General features: G+C 71.3%; 20 protein-coding genes. 6 read left to right on the top strand and 14 right to left on the bottom strand.

The window, feature by feature from the left end; genetic code table 11:
* Positions 1-82: 82 nt before the first annotated feature.
* The 9 genes from OOZ19_RS09305 to OOZ19_RS09345 form a co-directional block, all read right to left on the bottom strand.
* A complete protein-coding gene (locus tag OOZ19_RS09305; protein ID WP_266089639.1) occupies positions 83-556 on the bottom strand; it encodes an OsmC family protein in 474 nt (157 codons plus the stop codon).
* A 117-nt stretch (positions 557-673) separates the two neighbouring features.
* A complete protein-coding gene (hsaB, locus tag OOZ19_RS09310; protein WP_266089640.1) occupies positions 674-1,243 on the bottom strand; it encodes a 3-hydroxy-9,10-secoandrosta-1,3,5(10)-triene-9,17-dione monooxygenase reductase subunit in 570 nt (189 codons plus the stop codon).
* 222 nt (positions 1,244-1,465) lie between these two features.
* Positions 1,466-2,368, bottom strand: coding sequence for an iron-dependent extradiol dioxygenase HsaC (hsaC, locus tag OOZ19_RS09315; protein ID WP_266089641.1), 903 nt, complete (start codon positions 2,366-2,368; stop codon positions 1,466-1,468).
* 18 nt (positions 2,369-2,386) lie between these two features.
* On the bottom strand, positions 2,387-3,265 hold the full coding sequence (gene hsaD / locus OOZ19_RS09320; protein ID WP_416309413.1) for a 4,5:9,10-diseco-3-hydroxy-5,9,17-trioxoandrosta-1(10),2-diene-4-oate hydrolase: 879 nt from the start codon (positions 3,263-3,265) through the stop codon (positions 2,387-2,389).
* Positions 3,265-4,443, bottom strand: coding sequence for a 3-hydroxy-9,10-secoandrosta-1,3,5(10)-triene-9,17-dione monooxygenase oxygenase subunit (hsaA, locus tag OOZ19_RS09325; protein WP_266089643.1), 1,179 nt, complete (start codon positions 4,441-4,443; stop codon positions 3,265-3,267). The genes hsaD and hsaA overlap by 1 nt, the downstream gene beginning before the upstream one ends.
* Before the next feature lie 284 nt (positions 4,444-4,727).
* Positions 4,728-5,765: a 4-hydroxy-2-oxovalerate aldolase gene (dmpG, locus tag OOZ19_RS09330; protein WP_266089644.1), complete on the bottom strand. Its 1,038-nt coding sequence runs from the start codon at positions 5,763-5,765 to the stop codon at positions 4,728-4,730.
* The gene (locus OOZ19_RS09335) at positions 5,762-6,676 is read right to left on the bottom strand and encodes an acetaldehyde dehydrogenase (acetylating) (RefSeq protein WP_266089706.1); all 915 of its coding nucleotides are present in this window, start codon (positions 6,674-6,676) and stop codon (positions 5,762-5,764) included. The genes dmpG and OOZ19_RS09335 overlap by 4 nt, the downstream gene beginning before the upstream one ends.
* Before the next feature lie 37 nt (positions 6,677-6,713).
* Entirely contained in the window at positions 6,714-7,508 is a 795-nt protein-coding gene (locus OOZ19_RS09340) for a 2-keto-4-pentenoate hydratase (protein WP_266089645.1), read from the bottom strand.
* Between the two features lie 70 nt (positions 7,509-7,578).
* Complete coding sequence (locus tag OOZ19_RS09345; protein WP_266089646.1) at positions 7,579-9,171, bottom strand: FAD-binding protein; 1,593 nt, start codon at positions 9,169-9,171, stop codon at positions 7,579-7,581.
* 128 nt (positions 9,172-9,299) lie between these two features.
* Here OOZ19_RS09345 and kstD point away from each other — a divergent pair, with 128 nt between their 5' ends.
* Genes kstD through chsH3 form a run of 5 tightly spaced genes read left to right on the top strand, consistent with a single transcriptional unit; the run spans position 9,300 to position 14,457 of the window.
* Positions 9,300-11,045: a 3-oxosteroid 1-dehydrogenase gene (kstD, locus tag OOZ19_RS09350; RefSeq protein ID WP_266089647.1), complete on the top strand. Its 1,746-nt coding sequence runs from the start codon at positions 9,300-9,302 to the stop codon at positions 11,043-11,045.
* Complete coding sequence (locus OOZ19_RS09355; RefSeq protein ID WP_266089648.1) at positions 11,042-12,193, top strand: 3-ketosteroid-9-alpha-monooxygenase, oxygenase component; 1,152 nt, start codon at positions 11,042-11,044, stop codon at positions 12,191-12,193. Before kstD ends, OOZ19_RS09355 begins: the two co-directional genes overlap by 4 nt.
* Positions 12,190-12,534 (top strand): hypothetical protein, encoded by a 345-nt coding sequence (locus tag OOZ19_RS09360; RefSeq protein ID WP_323055111.1) that lies wholly within the window; start codon positions 12,190-12,192, stop codon positions 12,532-12,534. The genes OOZ19_RS09355 and OOZ19_RS09360 overlap by 4 nt, the downstream gene beginning before the upstream one ends.
* 9 nt (positions 12,535-12,543) lie before the next feature.
* Entirely contained in the window at positions 12,544-13,584 is a 1,041-nt protein-coding gene (locus OOZ19_RS09365) for a ferredoxin--NADP reductase (RefSeq protein ID WP_266089649.1), read from the top strand.
* Between the two features lie 9 nt (positions 13,585-13,593).
* Positions 13,594-14,457, top strand: coding sequence for an enoyl-CoA hydratase ChsH3 (gene chsH3, locus OOZ19_RS09370; protein WP_266089650.1), 864 nt, complete (start codon positions 13,594-13,596; stop codon positions 14,455-14,457).
* 4 nt (positions 14,458-14,461) lie between these two features.
* Here chsH3 and OOZ19_RS09375 read toward each other — a convergent pair whose 3' ends face one another.
* From OOZ19_RS09375 to OOZ19_RS09395, 5 genes are all read right to left on the bottom strand, one after another.
* Positions 14,462-15,667: an acyl-CoA dehydrogenase family protein gene (locus OOZ19_RS09375; protein WP_266089651.1), complete on the bottom strand. Its 1,206-nt coding sequence runs from the start codon at positions 15,665-15,667 to the stop codon at positions 14,462-14,464.
* 263 nt (positions 15,668-15,930) lie between these two features.
* Positions 15,931-17,382: a glycoside hydrolase family 76 protein gene (locus OOZ19_RS09380; protein WP_266089652.1), complete on the bottom strand. Its 1,452-nt coding sequence runs from the start codon at positions 17,380-17,382 to the stop codon at positions 15,931-15,933.
* Positions 17,383-17,670: 288 nt separating this feature from the next.
* The gene (locus OOZ19_RS09385) at positions 17,671-18,078 is read right to left on the bottom strand and encodes an arsenate reductase ArsC (RefSeq protein WP_266089653.1); all 408 of its coding nucleotides are present in this window, start codon (positions 18,076-18,078) and stop codon (positions 17,671-17,673) included.
* Positions 18,079-18,116: 38 nt separating this feature from the next.
* Positions 18,117-19,178 (bottom strand): ACR3 family arsenite efflux transporter, encoded by a 1,062-nt coding sequence (gene arsB, locus OOZ19_RS09390; RefSeq protein ID WP_266089654.1) that lies wholly within the window; start codon positions 19,176-19,178, stop codon positions 18,117-18,119.
* On the bottom strand, positions 19,175-19,519 hold the full coding sequence (locus OOZ19_RS09395) for an ArsR/SmtB family transcription factor (RefSeq protein ID WP_266089655.1): 345 nt from the start codon (positions 19,517-19,519) through the stop codon (positions 19,175-19,177). The genes arsB and OOZ19_RS09395 overlap by 4 nt, the downstream gene beginning before the upstream one ends.
* Positions 19,520-19,599: 80 nt before the next feature.
* On the opposite strand from OOZ19_RS09395, the gene OOZ19_RS09400 reads away from it, so the two are divergent.
* The gene (locus OOZ19_RS09400) at positions 19,600-20,013 is read left to right on the top strand and encodes an ArsI/CadI family heavy metal resistance metalloenzyme (RefSeq protein WP_266089656.1); all 414 of its coding nucleotides are present in this window, start codon (positions 19,600-19,602) and stop codon (positions 20,011-20,013) included.
* The last annotated feature ends 65 nt before the right edge of the window (positions 20,014-20,078 follow it).

Raw genomic sequence — 20,078 nt, forward strand, 5'->3', positions numbered from 1 at the left:
GGCTGGGCCGTGGCCGATCGGCACGGAGCTCGCCGGCGCCTCGGGGCTCGATCTTCAGATCGCCCCGGTCGCGGTGCACGCCTCAGCTCCCGACGGTGATCTGCGGCTCGTGGCGCACCGGGAAGTTGACGGAGTTCGCGATGAAGCAGTCGCGATGCGCTCGCTCGTGCAACCGCTCGGCCTTCGCGAACATCGACTCCTCGGCCACGACCACCTCGGGGCGGAGCACCACTTCGGTGAACCGGCCTCCGCCTCCGGGGGTCTCGGCCATGACGCCGCGCACCTCGTCCCGGTAGCTCAGCACCACCACGCCCGAGTTCGAGCACAGCGCCAAGTACGTGAGCAGGTGGCATTCCGACAGCGAGGCCACCAGCAGGTCCTCGGGGTTGAGGCGGGCCGGATCGCCGAGGAACGCCGCGTCAGCCGATGCCTCCACCCGCGGCTTGCCCGCGACCTCCACCACGTGGTCGCGGCTGAAGTCCCGGAAGGAGGTCGTGCCAGATCCGGTGTTGCCGGTCCAGGTCACCGTCGCGGCATAATCATGACTCTTCGGCATACCTGTTGTATACCGTAAATTTTCGTAGGGGAGAAGGAAGGCCGATGAATCCCGGGCGGGAACTTCGGGGAAGTTCCGCCGCCGGGCCCGCTACGCGGACCACTCCGCAAGGACTTCTCAGAGCCAGTCGTCCTGTCCTGGCCAGGCCAGGAGGGCGTCCAGCGGTCCCGCTTCGGCTCGGACGCCCGCGTAGGCGCCCCGGTAGAACAGCAGGGGGTTCCGGGCGCCGCCCTCCCCGAGTGCCTGCACGCGGCCGATCACGACGTAGTGGTCGCCTGCTTCGTGGACCGCTTCGACCGTGCAGTCCGCCCAGGCGAGGACGTCGTCGAGCACGGGCGAACCCGACGGGCCGGGGTGCCAGCCGACCTCGGCGAACTTGTCGACGCCGCCGCGGCCGAACGCGGTGCTCACCGCTTCCTGGCGGTCGGCCAGCACGTTCACGCAGAACCGCCCGGATTCCGCCAGCAGCGGCCACGTCCGCGAGGTACGGCCGGGGCAGAACAGCACCAGCGGCGGCTCCAGCGACAACGCGGCGAACGACTGGCAGGTGAACCCGACCGGCCGCTCCCCGTCCATCCCCGCCACCACGGTGACCCCCGTGCAGAACCGCCCGAGCACCCGCCGAAAACTAGCCTGATCAAGCCCACTCGGCCCGGCTTCCCCAACCACCTCGATGTTTCCAGCCATGCCCGAGCCCTCCCACAACGATCTTCCGATCTTGTCAGCGGCGAAGCCGCTGAGCAGCGACCAGCTGGAGCAAAGCGACCACCGGCGGGTTCTCAGCGGCTTCCTCGCGAGGACAGCCATTTCGCTGCGCATCGGACATGCATGAGAAATGGCTCCCGCAGCGAGGAAGCCGCTGAGGTTCCGCTGAGCGACCCGCTACGCAAGCCGTTCTGCAAAGTCACTTCACCCCTGCGTGCCGATGCTGAAGTCGTGGCCCCAGAGGCTGACGGCGGTGCTCTCCCGCGCGATCCAGTCCTCGTCCTCGACCTGCCTGCCTTCGCAGCCGAACTCGACGTCGAAACCGCCGGGGGTCTTCATGTAGAACGACAGCATCAGGTCGTTGACGTGCCTGCCGAGCGTCGCCGACATCGGCACCTTCCGCCGGTGCGCGCGGTCCAGGGTGAGGCCCACGTCGTCTACGTCGGCGACTTCGACCATGAGGTGCACGATGCCGCTGGGCGTGGGCATCGGCATGAACGCGAGGCTGTGGTGGCGCGGGTTGCAGCCGAAGAAGCGCAGCCACGCCGGGTCGCCGTCGGACGGCCTGCCCACCAGTTCCGGGGGCAACCGCATCGAGTCGCGCAGCCGGAATCCCAGCACGTCGCGGTAGAAGTGCAGTGCCGCCGCGTCGTCGTGGGTGGACAGCACCACGTGCCCGAGCCCCTGCTCCTCGGTGACGAACCGGTGCCCGTAGGGGCTCACCACGCGGCGGTGCCGGAGTTCGGCGCCGTGGAAGACCTCCTGGGTGTTGCCGGAGGGATCTTCGAAGCGGATCAGCCCGTTGACGCGGCGGTCGGCGAGGTCGGCGGCGTCGCCCTCCTTGCAGGACACGCCGGCGGCCTCCAGGTTCCGCGCCACCTCGCGCACCTCGGCCTCGTTGGCGGCTTCCCAGCCGGTCTGGGCGAGGCGGTCGGCCTCGCCGGGCACGATCACGAGCCGCGCCGGGAAGTCGTCCATCCGGAAGTAGACGGCCTCCGGGTCCGGGCCGTCGCCCTCGATCATGCCGAGGACTTTGGTGCCGAACACCCGCCACGCCTCGACGTCGGTGGCCTCGATCCGCAGATACCCCAGCGAACGGATGCCCATCGCGCACTCCCTCGGTCGTCAGTCCAGCAAGAAGTCCTGGGTGATCCGGTTGAACTCGGCGAACTTCTCCACTTGCGCCCAATGCCCGCAGCCCCCGAACACGTGCAGTTGCGCGCGCGGGATCAGCTTCAGCGCCAGCAGCGCGCCGTCGAGCGGGTTCACCCGGTCCTCCCGGCCCCACACGAGCAGCACCCGCTGGCGCAGGCGGTACGCCTCCCGCCACAACATGCCCTGCTCGAAGGTCTCCGCGCGGCGGAACGACTCGCCCATCGCGCGCATCGCGGCCAGCGACTCCGGGGAGGAGGCCGCCGCGTAGCGCTGCTCGACGAGTTCGTCGGTGATCAGGGACTGGTCGTGCACCATGGCCCGCAGGAACGCTTCGAGCTTCTCCTTGCTCGGGCCCGGAGGTGCGCCGAACTCAGAGAGCCGCCGCACGCCTTCGGTCGGGTCGGGCGCGAACAGGTTGATGCTCAGCCCACCCGGCCCCATCAGCACCAGGCGCCCGGCACGATCCGGGTGGTCCAGCGCGAAGCGGACCGCCGTGCCGCCGCCGAGCGAGTTCCCGAGCAGGTGCGCCCGGTCGAGGCGCAGCTCGTCGAACAGCTCGCGCAGCGCGGTGGCGCTGTGGGTGAAGTACTGGCCATGTTCGGTGGGCTTGCTGGAGCCGCCGAATCCGGGTTGGTCCACGGCGATCGTGTGGAACCGCTGCGCGAAGACCTCGAAGTTGCGGCTGAAGTTGCTCCACGCCGACGCGCCCGGCCCGCCGCCGTGCAGCATCACCACCGCGTCCGGGTGCTCGGTGCCCGCCTCGTGGTACTGCAACCGCAGGCCCGACGGCAGTTCGGCGACGCGGGTGGTCGGCTGGGTTTCCTCTGCGGTGGCCACGAATTCTCCCATCAGACCATCGAGTCCTTGATCGGCAGTCCGAACTCGCCGGTGCCGAACATGGTGTAGGCGCGCTCCGGGTCGTTGGCCGCGTGGACCCGGCCCGCGTGGGCGTCGCGCCAGAAGCGCTGGATCGGGGTGCCGGTCGCCAGCGCCCGGCCGCCGGAGTTCTCGAAGAGCCGGTCGATCGCCTCGATGGACCGGGCGGTGCCGCGCACCTGGTCGCGGCGGGCTCGCAGCCGCAGCGCCATCGGCACTTCCTGCCCGGCCTTGAGCAGTTCGTACTCCTCGGAGATGTTGCGGGTCAGCTGCAGCCACGCCGCGTCGATCTCGCTGGCGGCCTCGGCGATCCGCACCTTCGCGAACGGGTCCTCCTTGGACTTCTCGCCCGCGTAGGCCGCCCGCACGCGCTTGCCCTGGTGCTCGACGTGCGCGTCGTAGGCGCCCTGGGCCATGCCGATGATCGGCGCGGTGATCGTCGTCGGGTGCACCGTTCCCCACGGCAGCCGGTAGAGCGGGGAGGTGTTCACCTCGTGGCCGGGGCACCGCGTCTCGGTCATCGCCATGAAGCTCAGCGCCCGGTGCGCGGGGATGAACACGTCGTCCACGACGATGTCGTTGCTGCCGCTGCCGCGCAGGCCCACGGTGTCCCACACGTCGTCGATGCGGTAGTCGCCCAGCGGCAGCAGGTAGGTGCAGAAGTCGACGGGCTCGCCCGCGTCGTTGTAGGCCGGTCCGCCGACGAACACCCACCGGGCGTGGTCGCAGCCGGAGGAGAAGCTCCACCGCCCGGACAACCGGTAGCCGCCTTCGACCAGCTTCGCCTTGCCCATCGGCGCGTACGAGGACGACACGAGCGTGCTCGCGTCCTCGCCCCACACCTCGTCCTGCGCCTCCGCGGAGAACAGCGCGAGGTGCCACGGGTGGACGCCGATGATGGAGGCGACCCAGCCGGTCGAGCCGCACGCGCTGCCGACGAGCCGCACCGCCGTGTAGAAGTCGACGGGGTCTGCCTCGTAGCCGCCGTGCCGCGCCGGTTGCAGCAGCTTGAAGAAGCCGGTCCGCTGCAACTCCTCGATCGACTCCTCGGGGACCCGGCGGGCGTCCTCGGCCTTCTGCGCGCGCTCGCGCAGCACCGGGAGCAACTGCCGCACTTGCTCGATGACCCGTTGGCCGTCCTGGTCGCTCATCCAAGCGCTCCCGTTCCCGCGCCCGCCGCACGAGCACGATGTGGAACCCGTTCCGCCGGAGAGCCGGCAGACCGAAGCGGACTGCTCTTCCGCGAAGTTCCCTGATCGTCGATCACAACGGGGCCAATACTAGAACATGTTCTCGTTTGTGTCGAGCGCTCCGCCGGGCCGCCCGCGACGCGAAAGCCGCAGCGCGTTCCCGCCCGAACCGGTCGCGACGAGTCGTCCGTCGTGGATCGGGCAGCCGGAGTGGCCGCCCGCCACGCGATTCGCCCCCGGGAGGCTCACCCCTCGTCGCGCAACTCCAGCGCGAGGGCGATGAGCTGGTCCTCCTGCCCGCCGACGAGCTTGCGCTCCCCCGCTCGCACCAGCAGGTCCCCGGCGTCCACGCCGTAGCGCTCGGCCTGGCGTTCGGCGTGCTTGAGGAAGCTGGAGTACACGCCCGCGTAACCCATCATCAGCGCCGAGCGGTCCAGCAGGCACTCCTGCGGCATCGCCGGGCGCACCACGCGCTCGGCGGCGTCGGCCATCGCGAAGAAGTCCACCCCGGTGCGGATGCCCAGCTTGTCGCACACCCCGACGAACGCCTCCACCGGCGTGTTTCCCGCCCCGGCGCCGAACCTGCGGGCGCTGCCGTCGATCTGCACGGCACCCGCCCGCGCGGCGGCGATGGAGTTCGCCACCGCCACGCCCAGGTTCTCGTGCCCGTGGAAGCCGACCTGGGCTTCGTCGCCGACTTCGGCGACGAGGGCCGCGACCCGGTCGGCGACCTGCTCCAGCACCAGCGCGCCGGCCGAATCGACGACGTACACGCATTGGCAGCCCGCGTCGACCATGATCCGCGCCTGCTTCGCCAGTGACTCCGGCGGCTGGGAGTGCGCCATCATCAGGAAGCCCACGGTCTCCAGCCCGCGCTGCCTGGCGAGCCGGAAGTGCTGCTCGGAGACGTCGGCCTCGGTGCAGTGCGCGGCGATCCGGCACACGGCGGCGCCGTTGTCCTGAGCGCGGACGATGTCGTCGAGCACGCCCACGCCGGGCAGCATCAGGAAGGCGATCCGGGCGTGCACGGCGGTGCGCGCCGCCAGTGCGATCAGCTCCTGCTCCGGCGTGCGGGAGAACCCGTAGTTGAACGACGAACCGCCGAGGCCGTCGCCGTGGGTCACCTCGATCACCGGCACCCCTGCGCCGTCGAGCGCGGCGACGATGTCGCGCACCTCCTCGGCGGTGAACTGGTGGCGCTTGTGGTGCGAGCCGTCGCGCAGCGACGTGTCGGTCACCCGCAGGTCGAGCGTTTCGGAGAACGTCCTGGGCAGCTCGGTCACGAGATTCGCTCCTCTGCGGTGTCCGGGCGCGCGCCTGCTCGGACGAGCTCCTCGCCCGCGCGCACGGCGGCGGCGGTCATGATGTCGAGATTTCCGGAGTACGGCGGCAAGAAGTCCCCGGCACCGGCGACCTCGACGAAGGTGGCGACCCGGAGGTGACCGTCGGCCGCGTCGAACTGCGGCTCGCCGAGCAGGCGGTAGCCGGGGACGTACTCGGCGATCTCACCGGCCATGCGGGTGATGGAGTCCCCGATCGCGTCGGTGTCGGAATCCGGTGCGACGGCGCAGAAGATGGTGTCCCGCATGATCATCGGCGGGTCGGCGGGGTTGAGCACGATGATCGCTTTGCCGCGCTCGGCGCCGCCGATGGTCTCGATGCCCTGGCCGGTGGTCTTGGTGAACTCGTCGATGTTGGCGCGGGTCCCGGGCCCCGCCGACACGGAAGCGACCGAGGCGACGATCTCCGCGTAGCTCACCGGCGCGACGCGGGACACCGCGTGCACCATCGGGATCGTCGCCTGCCCGCCGCAGGTGATCAGGTTGACGTTGGGCGCCTCCAGGTGCGCGCCGATGTTCACCGGCGGGACCACCGGCGGCCCCACCGCGGCCGGGGTGAGGTCGAGCGCGCGGATGCCTGCGCCGGCGTAGCGGGGCGCGTTCGCGCGGTGCACTCCCGCCGAGGTGGCCTCGAAGACCAGGTCGGGCCGGTCGTCCTGCTCCAGCAGCCAGTCCACCCCGTCGGAGCTGGTGCGCACGCCGAGCTCACCCGCCCGGCGCAGCCCTTCGCTCGCCGGGTCGACGCCGATCATCCAGCGGGGTTCGACCACCGGGGACCTGCTCAGCTTGTAGAGCAGGTCGGTGCCGATGTTGCCGGAACCCACTATCGCCGCGGTCGCTCTGCCTGGACTCATCATCAAGCTCCTCGAACCCTCATCGGAACGTTCCCCATCACCGGAACGACGCGGACACCGCACCGAGGTGCCGGCCGCCGGTGCTGAACTCGGCCTCGAACCGCTGCCCGGCGGCCACGTCGACGGCCCTCGTGCACGATCCGGGCAGCACCACGTGCCCGGCGCGCAACCGGACTCCGAAACCGGCGACCTTGCGCGCCAGCCAGGCCACCGCGGTCGCCGGGTTGCCGAGCACGGCGTCCGAGCTGCCCTCCGCGATCGGCGAACCGTCGCGCCGAAGCACCGCGTCGATCGCGCGCGGATCGACCTCATCCGGCGGAATCCTGGCCGCCCCCAGCAGGAAACCGGCCGAGGAGGCGTTGTCGGCGATGGTGTCGGCGAGGCTGATCCGCCAGTCGGTGATGCGGCTGTCGATGAGCTCGATCGAGGGCACCAGCGCCTCGGTTCCCGCCAGCACGTCCTGCTCGGTGCAGGATTCGCCGGGCAGGTCCGCGCCGAGCAGGAAACCGACCTCCACCTCCACCCGCGGGAAGCAGTAGCGCGATGCCGCGACCGGCCGGTCCTCCGACAAGCGCATGTCGGCGAGCAGGTGGCCGTAGTCGGGTTCGTCGACGCCCATCATCGCCTGCATCACCGGGGAGGACAGGCCCACCTTGTGCCCGGCGACCTCGGTGCCGGGCAGCCTGCGGCGGATGTTGGCGAGTTGGATCTCGTAGGCGTCGACGGCGGTGAGCCGCGGGTGCGAGTCGGTCAGGGGCGCGATCGGCGCCCGGTCCCGCTCGGCGTTGCGCAGCCGCAGCGCCAGCTCGTCGCGTTGTTCACTGGTGAGCACGTCGCCTCCGGGGGAACTGTCGGGTGCTTGCGGACGGTGGACGCCCGGGGGCTCGGCGCGGTCGTCGCGGTCACCCATCGGCGTCGAGTTCCGCGAGGTGATGTCCCGCCCGACGCCCGGAGAACACGCAGTCGGCGAGTGAGAGGCCGCTGACGTAGGAGTTCGAGCACAGGCCCGCGGCGGTCCGCCCCGCCGCGTACAGGCCGGGGATCGGGGCGCGGTCGTCGTCGAGCACCGCGCCGGTCGTCTCGTCGGTGACCAACCCGCCGAGGGTCAGCATCGGGCACGGGTAGGCCGTGCTGGGCCGGATCGAGATGTCGAGCAACGTGAACGGCGGGGTGCGCAGCCGCCGCACGAACTCCGCCGGTTTGCCCGCCGGATCCTCACCCTCCGCCGCGCCGTCGTGCGCCTCCGCGGTCTCCCGCAGGCGCACCGGGTCGATGCCGGCCAGGACCGCGGCCTCGGCCACGGTCGGCGCGCTGACAGACCGCCTGCCCAGCAGGTGCAGCGCCTGCATCAGCTGGAACCACACGGTCTGGTCCCGCAACCGGCGCAGCGCCTCCCGCCGCAGCTCGGCGTCGATCAGCAGCCAGCCGCGACCGCCGTGGTGGTTGATCAGGGCGTCGCCGAGCGCGGCCCCGTAGCGGGATTCGTCGCAGACCCGGTCGCCGTGCTCGTCGACGAGGACCGCGCCGAGGAACGGGCTGGGCGGGGTGATGAACCGCCACGCCGAGACCTTCCCCAGCTTGTCGGTCGCGCCGCCCGCCGAGGTGCCGAGCCGGATTCCGCTGCCGTCGTCGCCGCGCGTGCCCAGCGGCAGCCCGCCCCGGTACAGCGGGGCGTGGCGGCGCAGCATCTCCCGGTTCGCCACGAATCCGCCCGCGGCGAGCACGACTCCGCGCCTGGCCCGCACGCGCAGCGGGCGCGCGCGGCGCCGCTCCACCCGCTCGGCCACCGCGTGCAGGCGCTTGCCCAGCGCGGGTACGTAGAGACCGGGTTTCGCGGCGAGCTCCGCCGCCACCCGGTGGGTGCGCCGCGCGCGGCGGGAGGCGGTGGCCAGCGACTCGCACCGCACTCCGCGCACCTGGCCGGCGGGGTCGGTGATCAGGTCGGTGCAGCGGGTCTGGCCGACGATCCGCACGCCTGCGGCGCGCACCGCGGCGGCCAGCGCGGCGAACAGGACCTTGCCGGAGGTCCCCCGCCCGTAGGCGCGGTGTCCGCGCGGTGCGGGGCGGGCGACGTCGCGGAAACCGCCGGAGGCTTCGCTGCCCGAGTAGTAGAGGTAGTGGCGGTTGCTCGGGTACGACGTCTTGTAGGGGGCCAGGCCGCTGCCGAAGGGCACGCCGCACTCCTCCAGCCAGGCGATCATCTCGGGGCTCTGCTCACAGAACCGCCGCAGCGTGCCCGGGGAGACCGCGTCGCCGGTCTCCAGCCGCAGGTACTCGTACATGTCCTCGACCGAGTCGACGACGCCCGCTTCCCGCTGCAGGCGGGTCCCGCCGCCCGCGTAGACGACTCCGCCGGAGAGCTTGCTCGCACCGCCTCCGGAGAACCGGTCCAGCAGCACGACCTCAGCTCCGCCGCGGGCGGCTTCGATGGCGGCGCACGCGCCCGCGACGCCGAAGCCCACGACCACCACGTCCGCCCACAGCTCCTCCGTCACGACGTCCTCCGATTGAAACCGGTTCTCCATCGACAACCCCGACCCGAGTCCATGTTTCCGGTAATCACCGTAGCGCCACTGCGGATAAAACTATAACCTGTTTCAGTATTGAGAGCGATGGAGGTGACATGAGCGCATCCGTCCCGACACCGGACCCGGCGGGCTCCCAGGTCGACGTCGTGGTGGTGGGCAGCGGAGCCGCGGGGATGACCGCGGCGATCACCGCCGCGCGGGCGGGCCTGCACGTCGTGGTGGTGGAGAAGGCCGCCCGCTTCGGCGGCTCCACGGCCCGCTCCGGCGGCGGCGTGTGGGTACCGAACAACGAGGTGCTCGCGCGCAGGGGTCTCCCGGACACCGCCGAGGCGGCCGACGCCTACCTCGACCACATCGTCGGCGACACCGCGCCCGCCGAGCTGCGGCGGGCCTTCCTGGCCCACGGCCCCGCAATGCTCTCGACCGTGCTCGACGCCACCCCGCTGCGGATGCGCTGGGTGCCGGGCTACTCCGACTACTACCCCGAGGCTCCCGGCGGCCGTCCCGGCGGGCGCTCCATCGAACCGAAACCGCTGGACGGGCACCTGCTCGGCGACGAACTCTCCCGGCTCGAACCGGACTTCACCAAGTCCCCGCGCAACTTCGCCGTCACCCAGGCCGATTTCCGCTGGCTCAACCTCGTCGCCCGCCACCCGCGCGGCGCGCTGCGCGCCCTGCGGGTCGGTGCGCGCTGGGTGCTCGCCAACCTGCTGCGCAAGCGGTTGCTGGTGCGGGGGCAGGCGCTCGCGGCCGGGCTGCGGGCCGGGCTGCGCGACCAGCGGGTGCCGCTGTGGCTGGGCACCGAACTGCTCGACCTGGTCCAGGACGACGCGGGACGCGTCACCGGGGTCGTGGTGCGCCGCGACGGGGAGCGGGTCGAGCTGCGCGCCCGGCGCGGCGTCGTGCTCGCCGCGGGCGGGTTCGAGCGCAACGAGGTCATGCGCAAGCAGCACCAGCGGGAACCGATCGGCGCGGCGTGGACCGTCGGCGCGGCGGCCAACACCGGCGACGGGATCCGCACCGGTCAGGACCTCGGCGCCGCGGTGGACCTGATGGACGACGCCTGGTGGGGCCCGTCGATCCCGCTGACCGGTGGCCCGTGGTTCTGCCTCGCCGAGCGCACGCTGCCCGGTTGCATCATGGTCAACGGCGAGGGCCGCCGGTTCGTCAACGAGGCCGCGCCGTACGTGGACGCGGTGCACGCGATGTACGGGCCGGGCGACGGGCCCGCGCGCAACCTCCCGACCTGGCTGATCGCCGACCAGCGCTACCGCGACCGCTACGTGTTCGCGGGCCTGGGACCGCGCCAGCCCTTCCCGAAGCGCTGGTACGAGGCCGGCGTGATCCAGCGCGCGAGCACCGTGGAGGAACTCGCGGACAAGATCGGCGTTCCGCGCGATCAGCTGCGCGGCACCGTCGACCGGTTCAACGAGCACGCGCGCGACGGCGAGGACGCCGACTTCCAGCGCGGGCGCAGCGCCTACGACCGCTACTACGGCGACCCGTTCAACCGCCCCAACCCGTGCCTGGCCACGCTGGCCGCCGCACCGTTCTACGCGGTGAAGATCGTGCCGGGAGACCTCGGCACCAAGGGCGGGCTGCGCATCGACGTGCACGCCCGGGTGCTGCGCGAGGACGGCGATCCGATCCCCGGCCTCTACGCGGCGGGCAACTCCAGCGCGGCGGTCATGGGCCGCACCTACGCCGGACCGGGCGCGACCCTCGGCCCGGCCATGACCTTCGGATACCTGGCCGCGCTGCACATGGCGGACGCGACCGGCCGAGCCGAGACGAACCACGCTTCGAGCCCCGGCAGGGGCGGACGGAGGAGACAGCGATGACGCAGGCGTCGAACAACGGCGACAGCGAAGTGCGGACCATCGACGTCGGAACCCCGCCGACCAGGTTCGCCCGCGGCTGGCACTGCTTGGGGCTCGCCGAGACGTTCAAGGACGGGTCGCCGCACGCCGTCGAGGCGTTCGGCACGAAGCTCGTCGTCTTCCAGTCCGGCGACGGCGAACTGCACGTGCTGGACGGGTACTGCAGGCACATGGGCGGCGACCTCAGCCAGGGCACCATCAAGGGCGACGCGGTGGCCTGCCCGTTCCACGACTGGCGCTGGTCCGGCGAAGGCCGCTGCGTCGGAATCCCCTACGCCAAGCGGATTCCGCTGCGGGCGCGCACCAAGGCGTGGATCTGCCTGGAGCGCAACAAGCAGCTGTTCGTGTGGAACGACCCGGAGGGCAACCCGCCGCCGCCGGACGTCGTGGTGCCGGAACTGCCCGAGGTGCACTCCTCGGAGTGGAGCAACTGGACCTGGGACTCGGAGCTGATCCAGGGGTCGAACTGCCGGGAGATCATCGACAACGTCGTCGACATGGCGCACTTCTTCTACGTGCACTACGCGTTCCCGACGTACTTCAAGAACGTCTTCGAAGGCCACACCGCCACCCAGTACCTCAACACCAAGGGGCGCCCGGACGTCGGCGGCTCGCAGTCCAACTACGCGGGCGAGGAGAACTTCGGCCGCTCGGAGGCGTCGTACTACGGGCCGTCGTACATGATCGACAGGCTGTGGAACGAGCACAAGGGCCACACCATCGAGACCATCCTGATCAACTGCCACTACCCGGTCACGGAGAACTCGTTCGTCCTGCAGTGGGGGGTGCTGGCGAAGAAGCTGCCGGGCCTCACCGACGAGCAGGCGGACAAGATGGCGGGCAAGATCGCCAAGAACACCAGCGTCGGCTTCCTCCAGGACGTGGAGATCTGGCGGAACAAGACCCGCATCGACAACCCGCTGCTGTGCGAGGAGGACGGGCCGGTGTACCAGCTTCGGCGCTGGTACGAGCAGTTCTACGTCGACGCCGCCGACGTCACCGAGGACATGGCCGGGCGGTTCGAGTTCGAGGTGGACACCACCCGCGCGAACATCGCGTGGGAGCAGGAGGTCGCCGACAACCTCGCGCGCCGAGCGGACGGGCGGTGAGCACGGCCGGCGGCGGCTGGGCCAAGGCACCCTCGTTCGCCGACGACCCGCGCATGCGGGAGCGGCTGCGGGAGCGCACCGCCGAGGACCGCCGCGAACAGCTGGAAGGGGGCCTGCGCCCGGTCGAGTGCGCCCGGTGCGGCGCGTGCGTGCTGGCGAAGAAGAACAGCCCGTCGCACACCAGCATCCAGTGGACGGGGGCGGCGGCCGAGCAGTGCCCGGAACTGGCGGCCCGAGCCCGCGACGGCAGCACCGCCCACGTGGAGAGCTGCCCGGACCTGCACGAGAGCATCGCCGCCTCGATCCGGGACACCCGCTCGGCGGTCGAGGAGCAGGAGTAGGAGGGCGTCATGTCCGAACCTTCCGAATCCGGCGTGCACCGGTTGAAGGTCGACGCAGTCGTCGAGGAGACCCCGGACGCGATCTCCTTGGTCTTCGCCGTCCCGGACGGCGGCGAGTTCGCCTACCGGCCGGGCCAGTTCCTGACGCTGCGCGTCCCCGACGAGCACGGCGGGTCGGTGGCCCGGTGCTACTCGCTGTCGAGCTCGCCGCACACCGACTCCGCGCCGCGGGTCACCGTCAAGCGCGTCCCAGGCGGACATGGGTCGAACTGGTTGTGCGACAACGCGACCGCGGGGTCCATAGTGGACGTGCTGGCTCCGGACGGCGGGTTCACGCCGAAGTCGCTGGACGGGAACTTCCTGATGCTCGCGGGTGGCAGCGGGATCACCCCCATCATGTCGATCGTGCGCTCGGTGCTGGCCGGTGGCGACGGCCGGATCGTGCTGATCTACGCGAACCGCGACGAGCAGTCGGTGATCTTCGCCGCGGCGCTGCGGGAGCTCTCCGCTCGGCATCCGGGGCGGCTCGCGGTCGTGCACTGGCTGGAAACCGTGCAGGGGCTGCCGGACGAGCCGTCGCTGCGGGCGCTGGCGGAACCGTTCGCGGACTACGAGGCGTTCGTCTGCGGCCCGGGCGCGTTCATGGACGTCGCGTCCGGCGCGCTCGCGCCCCTCGGCTTCGCCAGGAACCGGCTGCACGTCGAACGCTTCCTGTCCCTGGCGGAGAACCCGTTCGAGCGGGGCGACGAGCCGGAGCCGCCCGGGGCCGCCCGGCCCGACGCGACCGTCGAGGTCGACATCGACGGAGCCCGCCACCGGCTCGACTGGCCGCGTCGGCAGCGGCTGCTGGACCTGCTGCTGGAACGCGGAATCGACGCGCCCTACTCGTGCAGGCAGGGCGCGTGCAGCGCGTGCGCGTGCCGCATCAGCGGTGGTGAGGTGAGCATGGTGCGCAACGACATCCTGGAGCAGGAGGACCTCGACGACGGCATCGTGCTGGCCTGCCAGTCGCTCCCGGTCACCGCCGAAGTCCACGTCAGCTACGAGTGAGGGAACCCCATGCCCATCGATCCCGAGGTCGCGATCGGCGCGACCGTGGCCGCTCAGGACGTCGAGTGGAGCTCGTCCGACGTGCTGCTCTACCAGCTCGCGCTCGGCGCCGGGAATCCGCCGACCGATCCCGGCGAGCTCCGCTACGCCTACGAGCAGGACCTGCACGTGCTGCCGTCGTTCGCGGTGGTGGCCCCGAACCTGCGCCAGTTCGAGCCACCGGCGCTGTCGTTCCCCGGCGTCGAGATCGACCTGGCGAAGGTGCTGCACGGCGGCCAGGAGATCACTGTGCACCGCCCGTTCCCCGCCGCCGGCGGCGCGCACGCGACGACCCGCATCGTCGACGTGCAGGACAAGGGCAAGGCGGCGGTGATCGTGCAGGAGACCACGATGACCGACGCGGCCGGCCCGGTGTGCACGGCCCGCTCGACCATCTTCGCCCGCGGCGAAGGAGGTTTCGGCGGGCACCGCGGCTCCTCGCAGCGGGCCGAACCGCCGCAGCGGGAACCGGATGTCGTCGCGGACTCCCCCACCTGGCCGCAGCAGGCGTTGCTCTACCGGCTCTGCGGCGACCGCAACCCGCTGCACGCCGACCCCGCGTTCGCTGAGGCGGCCGGTTTCCCCGCCCCGATCCTGCACGGCCTGTGCACCTACGGCGTGGTGTGCAAGGCCATCGCCGACACCGCGCTCGGCGGCGAGGTGCACCGGATGTCGTCGTACGCGGCGCGCTTCACCGGAGTCGTGTTCCCCGGCGAGACCATCCGCACCCGGATCTGGCAGGAGGGCGGCGGGCGGCTGGTGGCGACGTCGTCGGTCCTGGAGCGCGACGAAGCCCCCGTGCTCGGGGACATCGTCGTCACCACGACGGGCTGACGGGTCAGATCAACGGCGTGATCTGGTCTTCGATCCCCAGCAGTGCGCGGCCGTAGATCTCGGTCGCGATCGCGGGGTTGATCACCGCGTGGCGCCCGGCGACCTCCTGGTCGCGCCAGATCCGCTGCAGCGGGTTGGCCTCGGCGAAGCTGCCCGCGCCGCCGATGTTGAGCAGGAGGTCGAGGGCTTCGCGCGTCCGCACGGCGATCGAGCCGGTGTCCATCCGCACCCGCGTGCGGTGGAACTCCGGCATGTACTCCGGACCGGCCGCCCAGGTGTCGATGTCCGTGGCCGCTCTGGTGAGGTGCAGTTCCGCGGTGTCGATGAGCTGCGCGGCCTCGGCCAGCTGCATCTGGGTGGACGGGGCGTGCTCGGAGTTCTCGTAGAAGGTGTAGGCGATCTTCTTGCCCTTGTGCAGCGTTCCCAGCACCGCGTCGAGACCGCCGCGGGCGAGTCCGAGCAGCGGCGCGGCCAGGATGATGATCAGCACCGGCGCGAACGCAGACCGGTACAGCACCTCGTCCTCGTGCTCGGTCGGGTAGTCGCCCCGCAGCGCGCGGGACACCGACAGGATGCGGTGCTCGGGGACGAAGATCTCCTCGCCGACCAGCGTGTTGCTCCCGGTCCCGCGCATCCCGCTGACGAACCAGGTGTCGACGACTTCGAGCTCCTCCATCGGGACCAGCGCCAGGCCCTGGTCGATCTGCTCGCCGGCGTCGTCGACCACCGGGATGCCCACCAGCGCCCACTGGGCGTGCGCGCATCCGGAGGCGAACGCCCACTTCCCGGTGACGACCTGGCCGCCCTCGACCGCCGTGCTGGACGCGCTCGGCTCGATGACTCCGCAGACGCGGGCGTCGGGGTCCTCCCCGAACACCTCCTGCTGGGCCCTCTCGGGGAGGAGCCCGACCATCCAGTGGCAGGTGTTGATCAGGGTGATCACCCACGCGGTCGAGCCGCACCCCCTGCCCAGTTCGGAGACGACCCGCACGAACGTGCGGAGGTCGGTCTGGTGCCCGCCGAACCTCGCCGGGGTGAGCGCCTTGAACAGGCCCGCTTCCCGCAGGGCCCGCACGTTCTCGTCCGGGAGCTCGCGGTGCTGCTCGGCCGTGGGCGCGTTCCGGCTCAGCAGCTCCACCAGCGCGGCGGCCCGCTCGGGCAGCGTCGGCTCGTCGTCACTGGTCTCGGGCGAATCACCGGTGCCGGCCATGGCTCACCTCCACGAAGGGACGATGTCGGGGCAGGCTCCGGCGACCACCCGACGTGTGCGAACCCGGGGCGGAACGAGCGGCCCCTGATTCCGCCGTCACCCTAATGAACGACGATGCCCCGATTACCGCAGAGATGCGGCATCGATCCGTGGACTTCCTCCGGGCGGCGCCGTGGTGCGGCCCCGCGCGAGGCGCGAGTCCTGATCGAATTCGACTGGATCTTCCCGCCCGCGCGCAGCACCGTTCGGCCGAAACGCGCTCGTCAGCCCTGCGCAGCGGCGTTGAGGAGGTCCAGCGCGCTGTGCTGGCAGCCGTGGCCGTCGCCTGGCGCGACGTACGGCCCGTTCCAGTGCGGGCCGTAGGCGTCGAGCGAGTCGCGGTCGTTCGCGTGCGCGGCCTCCGCCTGCCGCGCCAGGTAAGCGGCGTAGGGCCGGTCGTCGAGCGCCGCATCGAGCACGCCGAGCCCGCGCGCGTACGGCCCCTTGAACGACGCCCCGTCGCCGAAGCAGTCGTCGGCTTCGACGGGCTCGCGCAGAACCCCGCCCGGGTTCAAGTACTCAGAAGCGGTCGAGGCGTCGGCCAAGGCGCGGGCCCGGTCCAGCAGCTCCTGCTCACCGGTCGCCCGGTGCAGTTCGACGAGCCCGCCGAGCAGCACGCCCTGGTTGTAGGTCCAGGTGGTGTCGCCGTTGTTCGCGCAGCCCTCGGTGATCCCGTCGTTGACCAGGCCGGCCGCGTTGATCATGCCGCTGGCGTCGAACCACGCCCACTCGTCGCGAGCGCGTTGCAGGTAGGTCGCGTCACCGGGGATCCTGTTGTGCAGCGCGGCGTTGAGCTGCAGGTACAGCTCGTTGGTGATGGCGTTCTTGTAGGTCTTGCGCTGGTTCCACAGCACTCCCCCGCCGCAGTCCGAAGTCCAGTGCGCGGCCATGTGGTCGGCGTCCGCGCGCGCGGTCTCCAGGTAGCGGCCGTCGCCGGTGAGGTCGTAGGCGGCGATCCACGCCAAGCCCCACCACCCGGTGTCGTCGAGGTACTCGTTGGTGAAATCCCCGCCCTGCGCGTCGAGGTTGAGGTCGTAGGTGTGCGCGATGGCGTACTCGTACCCGCGCATCCCGCTGACCCGGATGTTGTCGATCAAGGCGGTGAGCGCGTTCGCCGAGGTCCACCAGTTTCCGGTGTCGAACAGCCCGATGTCCTGGCGGTAGCGCATCATCAGCGCCGTCGCGGCGGCGGTGCTGCGGCTGCCCGCGTTCCAGTCCGGCCGCGCCCAGCCGGTGCACGCGGCGTCGCCGCCCGCCGGTGCGGCGCAGGCCCGCAGGGCGCCGACTCCGCGCGCGTTCCAGTCGTCGGCGTTGAACATGAGCGTGCGCCACCCGGTCTGCCCGGCGGGGACGGTGGTGTCGCCGAGCCTGCTACCGGATCCCCAGGTCTTGCCGCCGTCGAAGGAGCGGTCCAGCCACACCTGGTCGCCTTCGCCCGCGCCGCTGACCGAGGCCCAGCCCATCGCGTCGCCGTCGTCGACGTGCAGCTCGACGGTGCTCCCGGACGCGTCGGCGCTGACCGGGATCCGGTCTCCGGTGGCGAGCCGCGGATCGCGCCCGTCGCAGTGCCGGTTGCAGATCTCCGCTCGTGGCGCCGCGATCGCCAGCGAAGCGAGCGGGACGCACAGCAGCAGGCCGATCAGCGCACCGAGCGCCCGGCCCCGGTATCCGGTCATCGCAAGCCCTCTCGGCACCCGCCCGAGTTCGGGCGGAACGACTTCCACGATCTTCGCGGTTCCGGCGCGCTGTCAACGGATCGTCGCAGGTTGGCGACGTTCGGCCCAACGCCGTGGCTCCGGGACGCGCGGAAACCGGGCAGTGGCGGGGCGTTCGCCGGATGCGCCCAGGTCGACGGTTCGCGTCACCCCGCAGCCGCGTGATCCCCGAGCACCCTGGGCAGGGCGTTCCTCCGGACGGCCGCGGACTTCGCGTCCGGCAGCGATGACCTCGGGGCGCGGGGGTGCTCAGTCCTCGCCGTCGGTGAGTTCTCCGAGCAGGCCGCGCACCCGGGCGTCGATCTCGTCGCGGATGCGGCGGACCACCTCGATCGGCTGCCCGGCGGGATCGTCGAGCGCCCAGTCCAGGTAGCGCTTGCCGGGGAAGACGGGGCAGGCGTCCCCGCAGCCCATGGTGATCACCACGTCCGCGGCTTCGACCGCATCGGCGCGCAACGGCTTCGGGAACTCCCGGGAGAGGTCGAGGCCCCATTCGGCCAGCACCTCCCGCGCGGCCGGGTTGATCTCGGCGGCCGGTGCGGAACCGGCGGAGCGCACGGTCACGCGACCGGCCGCGTGGTGGTCGAGCAGCGCGGCGGCCAGCTGCGATCGGCCGGCGTTGTGCACGCACACGAACAGCACTTCGGGCACTGGCATGCTCCTCCTCGCCGTGCGGTCGAATTCAAGGCGCGAGTTCAGGCTCGGGCGAAGTACCGCCTGCCCCACAACGACACGTAGACCAGTCCGACGAGCACCGGAACCTCGATCAGCGGCCCGACCACCCCGGCCAGCGCCTGCCCGGAGGTCACGCCGAACGTCGCGATGGCGACGGCGATGGCGAGTTCGAAGTTGTTGCCCGCGGCGGTGAACGCCAGCGTCGCCGAACGCGCGTAGCCCATCCCCAGCGCCCGCCCGAGCAGCAGCGAGCCCGCCCACATCACCGCGAAGTAGGCCAGCAGCGGCACCGCGATGCGCGCGACGTCCCATGGCCGGGTGGTGATCTGCTCGCCTTGCAGCGCGAACAGCATCACGATGGTGAACAGCAGCCCGCACAGCGCCAGCGGCCCGACCCGCGGCAGGAACGTCCCCTCGTACCAGGCACGTCCCTTGATCCGTTCCCCGAACGTGCGGCTGAGGTAGCCCGCCACCAGTGGCACCCCGAGGAAGACCAGCACGGATCCGGCGATGTCCCACGGCGATACCGCGAGTTCCGCCTGCGCCAGCCCCAGCCAGCCGGGGAGCACGGACAGGTAGAACCAGCCGAGCCCGGCGAACGCGAGCACTTGGAACACGGAGTTCAGCGCGACCAGCACCGCCGCGGCCTCGCGGTCACCGCAGGCCAGGTCGTTCCAGATGATCACCATCGCGATGCAGCGCGCCAGCCCGACGATGATCAGCCCGGTGCGGTACTCCGGCAGGTCCGGCAGGAACGTCCAGGCCAGCGCGAACATCAGCGCCGGACCCAGGACCCAGTTCAGCAGCAGCGAGCTCAGCAGCAGCCGCTTGTCCCCGGTCACCGCGTCGAGCCGGTCGTAGCGGACCTTCGCCAGCACCGGGTACATCATCACCAGCAGCCCGATGGCGATCGGCAGCGAGATGCCGTCGATCCGCACGGCGTCGAGCGCCGGGCCGAGACCGGGTATCCAGCGTCCCGCGAGCAGCCCCGCGACCATGGCGGCCCCGATCCACAGCGGCAGCAGCCGGTCGAGCGCGGACAGCCTCGCCGTCACCGCGGCTTCGGGAGTGGTGGTGGTCATGCGGGAACGTCCGAGGCCGTGGGGGCGAGCACGTCCGAGAGGGCGGCCAGCGCCTCGGCGCGCACCCGGTAGTAGATCCAGGTGCCGCGCCGTTCCCCTTCGATCACCCCGGCTTCGCGCAGCACCTTGAGGTGGTGCGAGATCGTCGGCCCCGACAGCTCGAACGCGCCGGTCAGATCGCACACGCACGCTTCGCCGCCCGCGTGCGAAGCGATCAGCGACAGCAACCGGAGCCGCACCGGCTCACCGATGGCCTTGAAGACGCGGGCCAGTTCCACGGAGCGGTCCGCGCTCAGCGGCTCCCGCAGCATCGGCGAGCAGCAGAGCTCTTGGTTCGACATGCTTCTAACTTGACACACGTCGAAACAACGGCGCAAGCTCGTGGTGCCTGTTTCGATGAACGTCTAGATAGGGGTTCGTGATGTCCCGCCTGCAACTCGCCCTCCGCGTCGGTGACCTGGAGGGTTCGATCGCCTTCTACCGCAAGCTGCTCGGCGCGGAACCTGCCAAGCTCCGCCCCGGCTACGCGAACTTCGCCGTCGACGAACCACCGATGAAACTGGTCCTGCTGCAAGGGGAGATCGGCCAGGACACCGCGCTCGACCACCTCGGCGTCGAAGTCGGCAGCACCGAGGAGGTCACCGACGCCACCGCTCGCCTCACCGAGCTCGGCCTGTTCGCGGAACCGGAGCAGGACACCACCTGCTGCTACGCCCGCCAGGACAAGGTGTGGGTGCACGGCCCCGGCCGCGAGCCGTGGGAGGTCTACGCGGTGAAGGCCGACTCCCCCACCTTCGGCCCGACCGGAACCGAGGCCTGCTGCACCACGACGTGACCAGGTCGAACCCGCCCGCGGTCCGGCACCGGGTGAACGGGCCGTTCGCCCAACGGGATCGGACG

This window comes from Saccharopolyspora sp. NFXS83 (assembly GCF_026241095.1).
In the GTDB taxonomy this organism is placed as follows: domain Bacteria; phylum Actinomycetota; class Actinomycetes; order Mycobacteriales; family Pseudonocardiaceae; genus Saccharopolyspora_C.

What these genes read in the sequence shown, in the direction of transcription:
- OOZ19_RS09305 (WP_266089639.1), bottom strand. Translation starts at nt 556, where the DNA reads ATGCCGAAGAGTCATGATTATGCCGCGACGGTGACCTGGACCGGCAAC.
- hsaB (WP_266089640.1), bottom strand. Translation starts at nt 1,243, where the DNA reads ATGGCTGGAAACATCGAGGTGGTTGGGGAAGCCGGGCCGAGTGGGCTT.
- hsaC (WP_266089641.1), bottom strand. Translation starts at nt 2,368, where the DNA reads ATGGGCATCCGTTCGCTGGGGTATCTGCGGATCGAGGCCACCGACGTC.
- hsaD (WP_416309413.1), bottom strand. Translation starts at nt 3,265, where the DNA reads ATGGGAGAATTCGTGGCCACCGCAGAGGAAACCCAGCCGACCACCCGC.
- hsaA (WP_266089643.1), bottom strand. Translation starts at nt 4,443, where the DNA reads ATGAGCGACCAGGACGGCCAACGGGTCATCGAGCAAGTGCGGCAGTTG.
- OOZ19_RS09335 (WP_266089706.1), bottom strand. Translation starts at nt 6,676, where the DNA reads ATGAGTCCAGGCAGAGCGACCGCGGCGATAGTGGGTTCCGGCAACATC.
- kstD (WP_266089647.1), top strand. Translation starts at nt 9,300, where the DNA reads ATGAGCGCATCCGTCCCGACACCGGACCCGGCGGGCTCCCAGGTCGAC.
- OOZ19_RS09355 (WP_266089648.1), top strand. Translation starts at nt 11,042, where the DNA reads ATGACGCAGGCGTCGAACAACGGCGACAGCGAAGTGCGGACCATCGAC.
- OOZ19_RS09365 (WP_266089649.1), top strand. Translation starts at nt 12,544, where the DNA reads ATGTCCGAACCTTCCGAATCCGGCGTGCACCGGTTGAAGGTCGACGCA.
- chsH3 (WP_266089650.1), top strand. Translation starts at nt 13,594, where the DNA reads ATGCCCATCGATCCCGAGGTCGCGATCGGCGCGACCGTGGCCGCTCAG.
- OOZ19_RS09375 (WP_266089651.1), bottom strand. Translation starts at nt 15,667, where the DNA reads ATGGCCGGCACCGGTGATTCGCCCGAGACCAGTGACGACGAGCCGACG.
- OOZ19_RS09380 (WP_266089652.1), bottom strand. Translation starts at nt 17,382, where the DNA reads ATGACCGGATACCGGGGCCGGGCGCTCGGTGCGCTGATCGGCCTGCTG.
- OOZ19_RS09385 (WP_266089653.1), bottom strand. Translation starts at nt 18,078, where the DNA reads ATGCCAGTGCCCGAAGTGCTGTTCGTGTGCGTGCACAACGCCGGCCGA.
- arsB (WP_266089654.1), bottom strand. Translation starts at nt 19,178, where the DNA reads ATGACCACCACCACTCCCGAAGCCGCGGTGACGGCGAGGCTGTCCGCG.
- OOZ19_RS09395 (WP_266089655.1), bottom strand. Translation starts at nt 19,519, where the DNA reads ATGTCGAACCAAGAGCTCTGCTGCTCGCCGATGCTGCGGGAGCCGCTG.
- OOZ19_RS09400 (WP_266089656.1), top strand. Translation starts at nt 19,600, where the DNA reads ATGTCCCGCCTGCAACTCGCCCTCCGCGTCGGTGACCTGGAGGGTTCG.